The 12,693-nt window shown below is 68.0% G+C and carries 13 protein-coding genes and 3 pseudogenes; 9 read left to right on the top strand and 7 right to left on the bottom strand.

Annotated features, from left to right (window positions below; translation table 11 throughout):
* Positions 1-33: 33 nt before the first annotated feature.
* From LGN17_RS24730 to LGN17_RS24740, 3 genes and pseudogenes are all read left to right on the top strand, one after another.
* On the top strand, positions 34-801 hold the full coding sequence (locus tag LGN17_RS24730; protein ID WP_226198994.1) for a DeoR/GlpR family DNA-binding transcription regulator: 768 nt from the start codon (positions 34-36) through the stop codon (positions 799-801).
* Positions 802-851: 50 nt separating this feature from the next.
* Positions 852-1,043: pseudogene (locus tag LGN17_RS24735) on the top strand (molybdopterin-binding protein); the annotation flags it as partial.
* A 105-nt stretch (positions 1,044-1,148) separates the two neighbouring features.
* Complete coding sequence (locus LGN17_RS24740; protein WP_175957278.1) at positions 1,149-1,472, top strand: LysR family transcriptional regulator; 324 nt, start codon at positions 1,149-1,151, stop codon at positions 1,470-1,472.
* Positions 1,473-1,569: 97 nt separating this feature from the next.
* On the opposite strand, the gene LGN17_RS24745 is transcribed toward LGN17_RS24740, so the two are convergent.
* Positions 1,570-2,925, bottom strand: coding sequence for a DUF2325 domain-containing protein (locus tag LGN17_RS24745; RefSeq protein WP_226198996.1), 1,356 nt, complete (start codon positions 2,923-2,925; stop codon positions 1,570-1,572).
* A 517-nt stretch (positions 2,926-3,442) separates the two neighbouring features.
* Between LGN17_RS24745 and LGN17_RS24750 the strand changes: the two genes are divergently transcribed.
* Positions 3,443-4,327: a patatin-like phospholipase family protein gene (locus LGN17_RS24750; RefSeq protein ID WP_226198997.1), complete on the top strand. Its 885-nt coding sequence runs from the start codon at positions 3,443-3,445 to the stop codon at positions 4,325-4,327.
* Positions 4,328-4,466: 139 nt separating this feature from the next.
* On the opposite strand, the pseudogene LGN17_RS24755 reads toward LGN17_RS24750, so the two are convergent.
* Positions 4,467-4,814 (bottom strand): annotated as a pseudogene (locus LGN17_RS24755) (aldehyde dehydrogenase family protein); the annotation flags it as partial.
* Between the two features lie 205 nt (positions 4,815-5,019).
* Complete coding sequence (locus LGN17_RS24760) at positions 5,020-5,904, bottom strand: helix-turn-helix transcriptional regulator (protein ID WP_226198998.1); 885 nt, start codon at positions 5,902-5,904, stop codon at positions 5,020-5,022.
* A 199-nt stretch (positions 5,905-6,103) separates the two neighbouring features.
* Here LGN17_RS24760 and LGN17_RS36775 point away from each other — a divergent pair.
* Together LGN17_RS36775 and LGN17_RS36565 are read left to right on the top strand one after the other, a co-directional pair.
* Positions 6,104-6,528 (top strand): annotated as a pseudogene (locus tag LGN17_RS36775) (FAD-dependent oxidoreductase); the annotation flags it as partial.
* A 23-nt stretch (positions 6,529-6,551) separates the two neighbouring features.
* A complete protein-coding gene (locus LGN17_RS36565; RefSeq protein ID WP_264166050.1) occupies positions 6,552-6,680 on the top strand; it encodes a hypothetical protein in 129 nt (42 codons plus the stop codon).
* A gap of 82 nt (positions 6,681-6,762) precedes the next feature.
* Here the strand turns inward: LGN17_RS36565 and LGN17_RS24765 are convergent, their stop codons facing one another.
* The 4 genes from LGN17_RS24765 to LGN17_RS24780 form a co-directional block, all read right to left on the bottom strand.
* Positions 6,763-8,148, bottom strand: a complete 1,386-nt coding sequence (locus LGN17_RS24765; RefSeq protein WP_226198999.1) for an MFS transporter — start codon at positions 8,146-8,148, stop codon at positions 6,763-6,765.
* Between the two features lie 182 nt (positions 8,149-8,330).
* A complete protein-coding gene (locus tag LGN17_RS24770; RefSeq protein ID WP_226199000.1) occupies positions 8,331-9,200 on the bottom strand; it encodes an XAC2610-related protein in 870 nt (289 codons plus the stop codon).
* A 47-nt stretch (positions 9,201-9,247) separates the two neighbouring features.
* Complete coding sequence (locus LGN17_RS24775) at positions 9,248-9,616, bottom strand: hypothetical protein (protein WP_226199001.1); 369 nt, start codon at positions 9,614-9,616, stop codon at positions 9,248-9,250.
* Between the two features lie 30 nt (positions 9,617-9,646).
* The gene (locus LGN17_RS24780; protein WP_226199002.1) at positions 9,647-10,042 is read right to left on the bottom strand and encodes a winged helix-turn-helix transcriptional regulator; all 396 of its coding nucleotides are present in this window, start codon (positions 10,040-10,042) and stop codon (positions 9,647-9,649) included.
* Positions 10,043-10,178: 136 nt separating this feature from the next.
* Here LGN17_RS24780 and LGN17_RS24785 point away from each other — a divergent pair, with 136 nt between their 5' ends.
* The 3 genes from LGN17_RS24785 to LGN17_RS24795 all read left to right on the top strand — a co-directional run bounded on the left by LGN17_RS24785 (position 10,179) and on the right by LGN17_RS24795 (position 12,682).
* Positions 10,179-10,811, top strand: coding sequence for a glutathione S-transferase C-terminal domain-containing protein (locus LGN17_RS24785; RefSeq protein WP_226199004.1), 633 nt, complete (start codon positions 10,179-10,181; stop codon positions 10,809-10,811).
* A gap of 99 nt (positions 10,812-10,910) precedes the next feature.
* A complete protein-coding gene (locus LGN17_RS24790) occupies positions 10,911-11,297 on the top strand; it encodes a hypothetical protein (RefSeq protein ID WP_226199005.1) in 387 nt (128 codons plus the stop codon).
* A gap of 92 nt (positions 11,298-11,389) precedes the next feature.
* Positions 11,390-12,682, top strand: coding sequence for a TolC family protein (locus LGN17_RS24795; protein ID WP_226199007.1), 1,293 nt, complete (start codon positions 11,390-11,392; stop codon positions 12,680-12,682).
* Positions 12,683-12,693 lie beyond the last annotated feature (11 nt).

Here is a 12,693-nt window from a genome sequence, read left to right on the forward strand (position 1 = left end):
GAATAACATTGACGTTCATTCCGAGGACATTCCATGTGGCAAGAAGAGCGATACCAGAGGATCCGGCTTCTGTTATCGAAGATGCAGCGCGTTTCCACCGACCGGATCATGGCTGAACTGAACGTGTCGCGGGAAACCGTGCGGCGCGATCTCGTCGATCTCGAGGCGCTCGGTGAACTGAAGCGCGTACATGGCGGTGCGGTGCAGGTAGGCGACGAAGCGCCGATCGCCGAACGCGCGCAGACGCACGTGAAAGCGAAGCTGGCGATCGCCCGCGCGGCGGCCCGGCTGGTCACGGGCTCGCAGACGCTGTTCATCGACGCAGGCACGACCACGACGCTGCTGGCCGAGGAGCTGGCGAAGCTGTCGGGCCTCACGATCATCACGAACTCGATCGACGTCGCACTGAAGATGCGCTCGAGCGACCCGGCACAGGCGAACAACGAAACGATCCTGCTCGGCGGGATGATCGGCAGCCGCGCGGCCGCGACCGTCGGCGACGGCACGGTTGCCGAAATCTTCCGCTACCGCGCCGACCTCGCGCTGCTGTCGCCGGTGGGCGTCGATGCCGTCCGCGGCGCGACCAACTATGACCGGATGGAAACCGAAGTGGCGCGCGCGATGGTCAGCAACGCGGCGGACGTCGCGATCCTGGCCGATTTCAGCAAGCTCGGCACGAACAGCCGGATCGGCTTCTGCGAGCCGGCGCGGATCGGCGCGCTGGTGACGGACTCGAAGGCGGAATCGGTCGACAGCTTCAAGAGCATCAGGAAGGTCATCAAGAACATCGTGCTGGCGTAGCGCCGGGCGGTGCGGGGCGCGATCGGCCGCCGTCATGCCGCCCATGCGGCGCGCATGCGCACGACGGCTACGCGGTCACGTTTTCCTGGCATGAACTGTTCAACACGCCCGTTGGCGAACACGCGATCGTCGCGTTCGAATGCGGCGCCGCGCCGCTGCTGTTCCCGGGCGCCGACCTCCTGCCGGCGCCGCGCCACGTGAAGCGGCTGGCCGGCATCGTCGCGCGCGTGCTCGAGGTCTGATCCGGCGCGGGCCGCACCGGCCATCGTGTATGCTTGCCCGCATCGTTCAACGGGCAGGACAACATGAAGAAACCGGCACACCCCAAGCCTGAGGTGCGGTTCAGGATGCGTATCCAGCAAGCCGATACGATCGCGCTCGGGCCGGGCAAGGTCGCGCTGCTCGAAGCCGTGCGCGAGCACGGTTCGATTTCGGCGGCGGCGCGCAGCCTGAAGATGTCGTATCGGCGTGCGTGGTTGCTGATGGACGAGTTGAACCGCTCGCTGAAATCGCCGGCGACGGTGTCCGAACATGGCGGGCAGAGCGGCGGCGGCAGCGTGCTCACGCCGGTCGGCGAGGAGATCATCCGGCTCTATCGCGGGATCGAGGCGCGCGCTTACGCGGCTTGCGCGGCCGACATCGCCGCGCTCACGAAAATGGTCAGGCGCTGAAGCGTGCGCTGGCCTGCGGCCCGTTCACGCTGACGACGGGCTTTCATTGGCACCCTGAAGCGCCGCGCGCACCGCATCCGGCGAAGCGAACCACCCCCTAGCCATGCCGCAGGCAGATGCGCGGCGTGCCGCCCATGCCACCCCTGGCGGCCTCCGGCGCCATGACGTCGCGCGCCTGCGCATCGAGCCGCCCGATCAGCTCGACGAAACTGGCGACGCTCGCCGTCCGCAGCGGGTAGTACGCGATGTGGTGGCGTTCGCAGATGCGCTTGAGCTGGTTCACCGAATCGTGGTCGATACAGTCGACCGGGAACACGACCATGTGCGCGCCCGGCAGCGCCGCCGCCAGCAGGCCCTTGCGATCCTCGACGCCGCCGTCGTGCAGCGTCACCGCGCCGCCCGCCGTTTCGACGATCCGCTGGATCGCGCGGTTCGAGCCCGGACGCCCGCCGACATACACGAGACGCATGCCCTGCAGAATCGACAGCGGATTGGTCGCGCGCTCGGCCGGCTCGTCCGCCGACGCCTGCACCGCCTGTTCGATCGCGCTCGCTTCGGCACGCAGCGTCTTCACCATTGCCATCAGGTCGTCGAGCCGCGCGCGCATCGCGCGGGCGCTCGCCTGTTCCGCGGCGATCCGCTGCTCGGCCGCCTCGCGGCGGCTCGTATGCAGCGCGAGCCGTTCGTCGCGCGCGGCCAGTGCGTCGCGCAGCGCGCGCACTTCGTCACGCAATACGCTTTCGGCCGCCGGCGGCTGCGCGTTCTGGCGTGCGGCGAGGCCATCCCGTTCCTGTAATGCCGCGTCGCGCTGCGCGCTCATTTCGTGCAGGCGCGCCTGCTGCCGTTCGATCTTCGCGTGCAGCGCCGCATTCTCTTCCTCCAGCGCGACCAGCCGCCGGATATCGGCGCGATTGGCCGCGCCGACCAGGTGCGACAGCATGTGCAGGTCGCCGAACGCGGCCTGGCGGACGGCCATCGTCGTGCGCGGATGCGTCATCAGCGCCCAGTACGCGGGCGCAATGTCGCCGCTCTGCAGCGCATCCTTCCAGCGCGCGAGGAGTTCATCCGCGTCCTGCGCGCTGTCGAACGCGTGGATCGCGCCGGCGTAGCGTGCGTCGAGCGCCTTGTGCAACGCCTTGGCGCCCGCCGTGCCGTCGATCGCGAGCGCGACGGCCGCGTGATGGATCTCGAGGTCGGTCGCGTGCTGGCGGTCGAGGTCGGTGAACTTCGGCACGAGCCTGCGCAGTTCGTGCGTGGTCAGGCAGGTGCCGATGATCGAGCAGTGCAGGTTCGCATCGAGCTCGGACAGGCGCGTGCGGCGCTTCAGCTCGGTCAGTTGCGCGCGCGACGGCGCGCAGCATGGGTCGACCCGCACGCCGGTTGCCGCGGGCAGGGTGCCGCCGGGCGACGAGATATTCGCCGTGCGGGCAAGGCGAAAGGGCGGAGCGTGCATGTTGACCTCTGTCCGGCGTGGTCGGCGGAGATGGATGCGCGAAAGATTTGCGAAATATACCATGGAATATAACGAGCGAAATTCCACGGAAATCACCGAGCAACGCGGCGTGGCGCGGTCAGGGCGCGGTTGAATGGCCGGTGAGCGGCATTGCGGCAGGGGCCGGGGCGCGGGCGAAACGGGGAGCGATGCCGATGCGTGACGCGCCATCACGTACTCGACGCATAGCCCGACGAACAGCACGTCGACGCGCATCGCGGCCGGGTCGTTGCCGACCGAATCGGAGAACACGTCGTCACGCGTTCTCTGCATGGATGCGAGCCGGAAACAGGGCGGGAATGACGTAGCCCGCCCCAACGATGGCGCATCGCCGGATGCCGGCGAGCTCAACGCGCCGCACGCGTCACCGGAGAACCGGTGGGCCGCGAGCCGGCAGGGTTTTCATCAGGACATCCGGAGCGCCGCACGATCCATCATGGAGAAAGCGCTGTCGCAGCCAACCGCAGGAGGGCGCGCCGTGACGTCCAATCCCACTCCCTCGACCGCCTTCGTGTTCGCCGGCGGCGGCAGTCTTGGCGCCATCGAGGTCGGCATGCTCCGCGAACTGGTCGCGAGCGGCGAACGGCCCGATTGCGTCGTCGGCGCGTCGGCGGGCGCGATCAATGCCGCCTATTTCGCCGGCCGGCCGGATGCGGACGGCGTCGCGATGCTCGCCGCGCTGTGGTGCAGAATCCGCCGCCAGGACGTGATGCCGTTCTCGATGCGCAGCATCATCGCGATGCTGCTGCGCAACCGGCCGCATCTGGTCGAGGCCGATGCGCTGCGCCTGCTGCTGGAAACCAACCTGCCGTACCGGCGGATCGAGCAGGCCGTGTTGCCGCTCCACATCGTCGCGACCGACGTGCTGAGCGGCCGCGAAGTCGTGCTGTCCGCCGGCCCGGTCGTGGATGCCGTGCAGGCCAGCGCGGCGATTCCCGGCGTGTTTCCGTCGGTCAGCATCGGCGGCCTGGAACTCGTCGACGGCGGCGTCGCGAACAATACGCCGATCTCGGTTGCGATCGCGCTCGGCGTCAAGCGGATCGTCGTGCTGCCGGCCGGGTTCGCCTGCGCGTTGCGCGTGCCGCCGCGCAGCGCGATCGCGCATGCGACGCACGCGCTGACGCTCGTGATCGCGCGGCAACTGGTGCGCGATCTGGAACTGTACGCGACGCGCGCGCAAATCCATGTCGTGCCGCCGCTGTGTCCGCTCGACGTATCGTCATACGATTACTCGCAGTGCGCGCAACTGATCGACAAGGCCGCGGAACGCACGCGCGCGTGGATCGACGAGGGCGGGCTCGCGGAATGCGCGATTCCGGACCCGCTGCGCGAGCACGATCATGCGGCGGCGCTGTCGCCTTGAGGAGGGTTCGCGCATCGTGCAAACGCATGATCGACGGGCGCCGATCGCGCGGTTCGCTCCCGGAAATTCCGCGAAGCACCAAAAAAACGGCACCGTGTGCGAGACACGGTGCCGCCAACGGCCTGAAAGGCCCCGCTGGTCAGTCGATCGCGCGCATGGCGTGGCGTAGTTCCTGATAGCTGCGCAGCCCTGCCACGCCGAGTTCGCGGCTGATCCCGCCGAGCCCGAACCCGCCCCAGCACACGTGCGGGTAGATGAGCTGGGGCGCGTTGATCCACACGAGCCCCGCGCGCACGCGCTGCTGGAATTGCTTCGCGATCCGCGCATCGCGCGTCACGACGGTCGCGACGGTCGCGACGGTCGCGACGAGCCCGTAGCGCGTGTCGTTCGCGAGCGCGATCGCCTCGTCATCGGTGCGGAACGATTTCACGCATGCGACGGGGCCGAACACTTCGTCGGTCCACAGCGGGTTGTCGGCGGCCGCATCATCGTGGCGTTGCCGCCCATCGGCTGATTCAGCTCGCGGGGCATGGGCCGTCTCCTTTTTCTCAGGTAAAGCGATCGGCCGATGGTAGAGGAGAACGCCCGCGCGAAGATTTTGAAGTCGCAACGTTTACATCAACGGGGCTCGATGCAAGTGGCGCCGCCGTATCGACGCGGCGCAACCGAACGTGGCGGCGCGGCCGGGCGTGTCAGCGCGGGACGGCCGGCGGCGCGGCGCCGTCGTGCGGGCCGGCGCAAGGGAACGCGGTGGCGGCTGCCCCCCACGCGGCGAGTTCGCGCTTCGTGCGCACGCCGAGCTTCGCGAACGCGCGCTTCACGTACGACTCGGCCGACGCGACGCGCACGCCGAGGATCTCGGCCGTCTCAGGCACGGTCTTGCCGGAGAGCAGGTGCTTGCAGGTTTCGTATTCGCGCTTCGACAGCTTCACACCGTCGGCCGCGATCCGCGCATCGAACTGCGCGAGCGGATGGACGTCGGGCGTCGGGTGCGCGATGCGCCGCGCGGCCGTGGTCGACGCGTGCAGTTCGAGCAGCGGGAACAGCACGTCGCTGATGCTGCGAAAGCGGCTCATCTCGGCGAGCGTGAACGGCGGCCGGTCGCGGCCGCGCTCCAGCGCGATCGAATGCTGCGAATAGCGCGTGCCGCGCGCGAGCACGCATTCGTGCCCGATATGCACGTCGTCGAACAGCCGCTGGCGGAATTCGCCGGGCGGGATCGCCGCGATGTCGCGCACCACGAGCATCGTGCCCGTCTTGCCGCGCAGCCCGGCGAACAGCGGGTCGCTGTCGAGAAAGCGCTCGTAGTAGAGCGTCATCACGGCGGAGATTTCGGCGGATGCGGTATCGATGCCGCTGCTGCCGATCCATTCGCATCGGTAGCCGGTGGGCATCGAGCCGTCGACGCGCGAGCGTTCGACGTGCGCGACGTCGAGCGGCACCACGTCGTTCAGCAGTTGCGTGAGGCGCGGCACGAAGTGCGGCGTGCCGACCGTCTCGATCAGCTCGCCCAGCGCCTTGAACGACACGTTGAAGCGGTCGTTGTCGCGGTGGAAGGGGTTCACGTCGAGCAGCATGCGGTTCCCCGGGTGAAAAGCGGGCGGATTGTAGCGTCGGCAACGAAAAGCGTCATTAGGGGGAAACACCGCCGGTTGTCCTGCCGACCCGTTCGCCCCGCAAAACGCCGCTTGTGCCCCCCCGAAAGGGGGCATACCGGGGCAGTGTAAATGAGTAACTTTGTCCGTGCTTTTTTCAATCAAGAGTCGAAAGATTCGGATGACCAAACTGAATTCGCCGCTGTTCGCGGGCGCGCGGTGGTCGCGCAACCGCAGCGGCATCGCGCACCCGGCGAAGCTTGCGTGGGGGCTGAAGCGCGCGGCGCTGAAGCTCGGCGTGAAGCGGTACGAGCACACGCCGCTCGTGACCGCGACCACGTGCTCGCGACCGAGCCGCTCACCGGCGAGCAACTCGCGCGGCTCGGTGTTCGAGAAGCGCCATCTCGGCGACAAGGCCGTGTTTGCCGCCGGCTATACGGGCTTCGGCGTCGCGGCGAGCCGGTTCGGCGCTTTCATGGGGCTGAACCTCCTTCGACCGAGACGGCCCCGAACGCCAAGCCCGACATCGCGAACCAGAGCCCGAGCTGCATCCCGCCCGGGCCGATGCGTTGGGTCGCCGCGAAGGTCACGTTTCATGCGTTCGACCGACCGCGCAGGACGCGATCGACATGGCGCGCACTACACGCGTGAGCGCGTCGACGCTGCCGACCGTCGCCATCGATACCGATGCGTGCGTGCTCGACTACGTGGCCGGCAATCCGCACGATCTCGCGCGCGACGGGGCCCGGCGGTTCTGACGCGGCGCGCGACGTGCGGCCAGCGGCAGCGGTAGCGGTAGCGGTCACGCAGGGCGGCATGCACGTGCCGCCCGCGTGACGCTCATGCGTCGATGCGCTCGACCTTGCCGACGAGCAGCCCGTACGACAGGCTGCCCGCAAGCGCCATCGCGGCGATGTAGGTGATCGCGCGCGAGAAGTCGGCACCGTTCACGAGCAGCCCGATCACGATCGGCGTCGCGATCGCGGACAGGTTGCCGATCAGGTTGAACACGCCGCCCGTGAGGCCGAGCAGCCGCGCGGGCGCGAGCCCCGACACCAGCGACCACGTGATCGACGCGAAGCCGTTGCCGAAGAACGCGATCGTCATGAACGCGATCACCCAGCCGGTCGACGTGACGTAGTTCGCGCCGATGATGCAGGTCGAGATCAGCAGGCCCGAGATGATCGGCAGCTTGCGCGCGAAGCCCTGCGAGGCGCCGCGGCGCATCAGCCAGTCCGACAGCACGCCCGAGCACAGCACGCCGACGAATGCGGCGAGGAACGGCAGCGACGCGAGGAAGCCCGACTTGATGAAGTCCATCCCGCGATACTTGACGAGGTAGGTCGGGAACCACGTGAGGAAGAACCACAGCGTCGAGTTCAGCGCGAACTGGCCGAGATAGATGCCCCACAGCTTGCGCCGGCCGAGCACGACGCCGAGATCGCGCCACGTCGACGGCGCGCGTTCGCCGCGCGCCGCGATACGGTCTTCGAGATCGACGAGGCCGCCGCCGTCGCGGATCAGCGCGATCTCGGCCGCGTTGACGCCGCGAAACGCGCGCGGCTCGCGGTACACCGCATACCAGATCGCGGCCCAGGCGACGCCGGCGAGGCCGGTCGCGACGAACACCATGTGCCAGCCGAGATGCACCTGCAGCCATGCGAGCACCGGCGTGAGGAACGCGAGGCCGACGAACTGCCCCGACGTATAGCCGCCAATCGCGCTCGCGCGCTCGCGGGTCGGGAACCAAGTCGTCACCACGCGGTTGTTGATCGGGTAGGCCGGCGCTTCGAGCGCACCGACCGCGAGGCGCAGCACGATCAGCCCGACGAACGAGCCCGCGAAACCGAGCAGCAGCGTCGCGGCCGACCACAGTGCCAGCGCGCCCGCATACAGCACGCGCGGCGACACCTTGTCGACGAGCCAGCCGCCCGGGATCTGCATCAGCGCGTAGGTCCAGCCGAATGCGGAGAACACGAGGCCTGCACGCACCGGATCGATGTTCAGTTCCTTGAACAGCGCGGGTGCGGCGATCGACAGGTTGCTGCGGTCGAGATAGTTGATCACGACCGTGACGAACAGCAACGCGAGGATCAGCAGCCGCTTGCGGCTGGGTGCTGTTGTCTGCGCCGCGGCTGTGCGGGCGGCGGGATCGGATGCGATGCCGCCGCGCGCGGGCTGTTGTTCCGGCGGGTTGGCGTGGGTGCGCGACGCGGAATGGGCCACGGTTGTCTCCTGTGTTCTGTGCCCGGCCGTCGCCCGCGAGCGGGGCGGCCGAATCGAATGGCGTTGGGGCGAACGTTAGAGCCGTGGCGCGCGGCGCGTCAACATTTGGACAGGCATCCCTATTAATGGGACGTGACGCGCTCAGTATGTGGGAAAGAGCGGCGATCGAGTCGCCGCGTGCGTCAGTGGCCCATCGCTTCCTTCGCGCTGACCCAGCCCTGCACCGCACCGGCGTGCGGATTGCGATACCGCACCTTCAGCCACTGGAAATCGGCGCCCGCGTCGATCAGCTCGACCGTGTCGCCCGCGACGACGTAGCGGCGCGTGGGCGCGTCGTTCATCGCATCGTGCAGCGGCAGGCGCGCCGGGCGCACCTTGAACGTGACCGCACCGCCGCCGTACGCATCGGGGCGGCGCGATACGCGCTTGCCGTGCTCGTCGTAGGTCAGCAGCATCGACGACGGGCCTGAATCGCCGTCGAGCAAGTCGCGCAGGTCGTCGGGTATCGCTTCGCTGGACTGGTACAGGTACATCCTGCCGCCGGCATCGAAGCGGTACGCATCGGTGTACCAGATCGGGCCGCCGCGGCACGAGCTGTACAGCGTGTGCGTTTTCGGTTTCGCGACCACGTTGACGAGGTCGTCGCAGTTGCCATGCGGCAGGTTGCCCGCCGGCATGCGCAGCGGCTCGAACTGCTGGCGCGCGGCGTCGTACAGGTAGATGCCGTAGTTGTCGTTGACCATGCCGAGCGTCGCGTGCACGGCGAGATCGCGGTGGCCGTCGAAGTTGTAGTCGTCCGACGCGAGGTGATAGTGGCCTTCTTCGTCGGCGGCGGTGACGTCGAGCGTTTGCGTCTTGCCGCTCGGCAGGAAGCGCACGGTGATGTGCTCGCTGTCCGCGCGTTCGACGCGGGCCGTGACGGTGTCGTCGACCTTGAACGTGAGCAGCGGCTTGGCCGCATGCGCGGCGGGTGCGATCGATGCGAAGGCGGCGAGCAGCAGCGCGGTCGCGGCAAGGCGGGGAAGCGGGCGAAATCGCGAGGTGCGCATCATGGGCGAACGTAGGAGCGAGGGTCGAGGATGAGCGGGCTGACGACTGCCTAACCGCGCGTGCTGTCGTCCTGAAACCCGTTCTTGCCGACGAAGATCTCCTTCAGCGCGGCGCGCAGCGTGACCGGATCGTATTGACCGGGCGCGAGATGGATCACGTAGCGCGTCTGGCCGTCGAGACGCGCGGCGAGGGCGGGTTCGATCTCGACTTCGATCGTGTCGTCCGTCAGGCGCACCGACAGATCCTTGACGCGCACGTTGATCTGGTCGCGCACCATCACTTCGATCAGCGCGTCGTCCGGAAAGCGCGACAGCGCGAAGCAATAGTCCTGCTCGGCGTCGTGACAGTAGATGTTGGCGAAGCTTTCGTCGTCGTCGAGATCGGACGTTGCCGCGCCGATGGTGGCGTGAAGTTCCATGAACGGGGTTCCTGCGTAAGGGGGTAACGGTTATCGGGTTGAAGGGAGGGTCGCTTCGATCGCGGCTTCCGTACCAGGAGGCGTCCCACCGGCATCGCACGACGCATCGGCGTCGCGCGCCTTCAGCCACAGCCCGAATTCGCGCATGACGTCGACCACCGGCCGCAGCCGGTCGCCGTCGGCGGTCAGATCGTACTCGACCCGCACCGGCACTTCCGGATACACGGTCCGCCGCACGAGCCCGGCGTCTTCGAGTGCGCGCAGGTCGAGCGTCAGCATCCGTTGCGAGATGCCGGGCATGTCGCGCCGCAGGTCGCTGAAGCGCCGCGGCCCGTCGAGCAGATACGACACCAGCAGCAGCCGCCAGCGGCCGCCGAGCAGGCGCATCGCTTCTTCAACGGAACATCCTGTCGCACTCGTTTTCATCGTGCCGAATCCTGGTCGGTAAATTTTTTGTGACTACGGCACAAACGACTGCCGTCTTCCCAGCCCTGCGCCGATGCGAGATATTAGCGCCCGCGTCGCGGCGAATCGATACATGGACAACCCACGAAGGACACGCATGAAGCTCTATCACGCTCCCGGAAGCTGCTCCCAGGCCATCTGCATCGTGCTGCGCGAAGGCGGCATCGAGGCCGAGATCGTCAAGGTCGACGCGCGCAAGCATGTTATTGAAGACGGGCGCAATTACTACGATGTGACCGAACTCGGCTACGTGCCGCTGCTCGAACTCGACGACGGCACGCTGCTGCGCGAAGGGCCGGCGATCGCGCAGTATCTCGCGGATCGGTGCCCGCCCGCCGCGCTCGCGCCCGCCTACGGCACGCTCGGCCGTTATCGGCTGATGGAGTGGCTGAACTTTCTCACGGCGGAAATCCACAAGGGTTTCATTCCGCTGCTGTACGCGGTGCAGGCGGGGCAATACGTCGACCCGGCGAGAGCGAAGCTCGACAGCCGTTTCGCGTGGATCGACCGTCAGCTCGACGGCAACGCGTTCCTGACCGGCGACACGTTCACGGTCGCCGATGCGTACCTGTTCGCGCTGACGGGGTGGGGCAAGGCCGAATGGATGCGGTCGGTGTACCACGCGGATATCGACCTGACCCGGTATGCGCATCTGCGTGCGTGGTACGAGCGGGTGCGGGCGCGGCCCGCGGTGCAGGCGGTACTGGAAGCCGACGGGCTCGCGCGGTAGCGCGTTACGGCGGCGGTGGCACCGGTGGCGGTGCCGGCCCGCCGTTTCGCCGAATCGACGCGCCGCCACACAGCAAAACCCCGCGCTATAATCCCCGCCATGAAATTCCTCCGGACCATCATCCTGCTGCTGCTCTGCGCGGTGCTGCCCATCAGCGGGCTGGCAGCCAGCGGCCTGGCCGGGGAATGTCCGATGATGCAGCAGGGCATGTCGATGGACATGAACGCTGGCATGTCCGGCATGTCCGCCGACATGCCGGGCTGCGATTCGATGAAGTCGTCGCCCACCGGCAAGTCTCACGCGAAGGCGAAGGGCATGTCCTGCAAGCTGACGGCGCAATGCCAGTTCGGCAGTCTCTATCATCCGGCCGCTCGCGCCGACGTCAGTCGTCCCGCTGCATATGCCCGTACCGTCGCGTTCCACTACGCGCAAATTCTCCCGGTCCGCGATCCGAACGGATTGTGGCGCCCTCCACGCATCAGCTGATCCCGATCCGATAGGTTCGCCGCATTCGCGGTGAGGTTCGTCCTGTAACAGGACGTGGAATCCCTATGGGGTTCCGCCGTTGGGGTTAAACCATGTCATTCCATCTCGGCACGCCGCCTGCGCGGCGTGCGCGTCGGCGCGCGCCCATGCTGTGGGCGGCGCTGCTGGTTGCGGGCGCCGTTCACGCGCAGCAACCGTCTTTCACGCTGGACGCCGCGCTGCAGTCCGCCACCGATCATTCCGCTTCGATGCAGGCCGCCCAGGCGTCGGTGCGCGCCCGCTCGGAGTCGGCCGTGAAGGCCGGCCAGCTGCCCGACCCGATGCTCAAGGCGGGCATCGACAACCTGCCGGTCAATGGCGGCCAGCGCTTCACCATCGGCCAGGACTTCATGACGATGCGCCGCATCGGCATCGAGCAGGAGTGGGTGTCCGGCGACAAGCGGCGCCTGCGCTCGGCGCTCGCCAACGAGCAGGTCGGGCGCGAGCGCGCCGGCTATCTCGCGCAGCTCGCGAGCGTGCGCCAGCAAACCGCGACGGCCTGGCTGAACGCCGTCTACGCGAAGCAGGCGCTCGCGCTGCAGCAGGCGTTGCTCGATCACATGAACCATGAGCTCGAGGCGACGAAAGCGTCGTATCGCGGCGCGAAGGCGAGTGCGGCCGATGTCGTCCAGGCGCGGGCCATGCTCGCGCAGACGCAGGATCAACGGCTGAAAGCGCAGCAGGTCTACCAGACCGCGCTCATCGCGCTGTCGCGCTGGACTGCCGTACCGGCCGACGATGTCACCGGCACGCCGCCCGCGCCGGAATCGTTCGTATCGTCGCTGCCGCCGGACGAGCTGCGCCTGTCGCAACCGGCGCTCATCACGGCCGCCGACGATATCGCGGTTGCCGAAGCGGATACCGCCGTCGCGAACAGCGAACGCAGCCCGAACTGGACGTGGGAAGTCGCGTACCAGCAGCGCGGCGGTGCGTATTCGAACATGGTGTCGGTCGGCGTCACGATCCCGCTGCCGCTCAATCGTAAGAACCGCCAGGACCGCGACGTCGCCGAAAAGGCCGCGCTCGCGACGAAGGCCCGCCTGATGTACGAGGACACGCTGCGCCAGGTGCAGGCCGATATCCGCACGCAGTCCGCGACGCTCGCGAGCGGTCGCGCGCGCATCGCGAATCTCGGCGACGCATTGCTGCCCGCCGCCGATCAGCGCGTGCAACTGGCGGACGCGGCCTACCGGGCGGGCACCGGCTCGCTCGCGGATACCTTCGCCGCGCGCCGCGCGCAACTGGATGCGCAACTGCAGGTGCTCGATCTCCGGCGCGAGGTCTCGCAGACCTGGGCGCAGCTCGAATACCAGGTCGTGCCGTCGACGCTGGCCGCGGCGCAATAAAGGAGAACGAC

This window comes from Burkholderia sp. AU30280, from assembly GCF_020420125.1.
GTDB lineage: Bacteria > Pseudomonadota > Gammaproteobacteria > Burkholderiales > Burkholderiaceae > Burkholderia.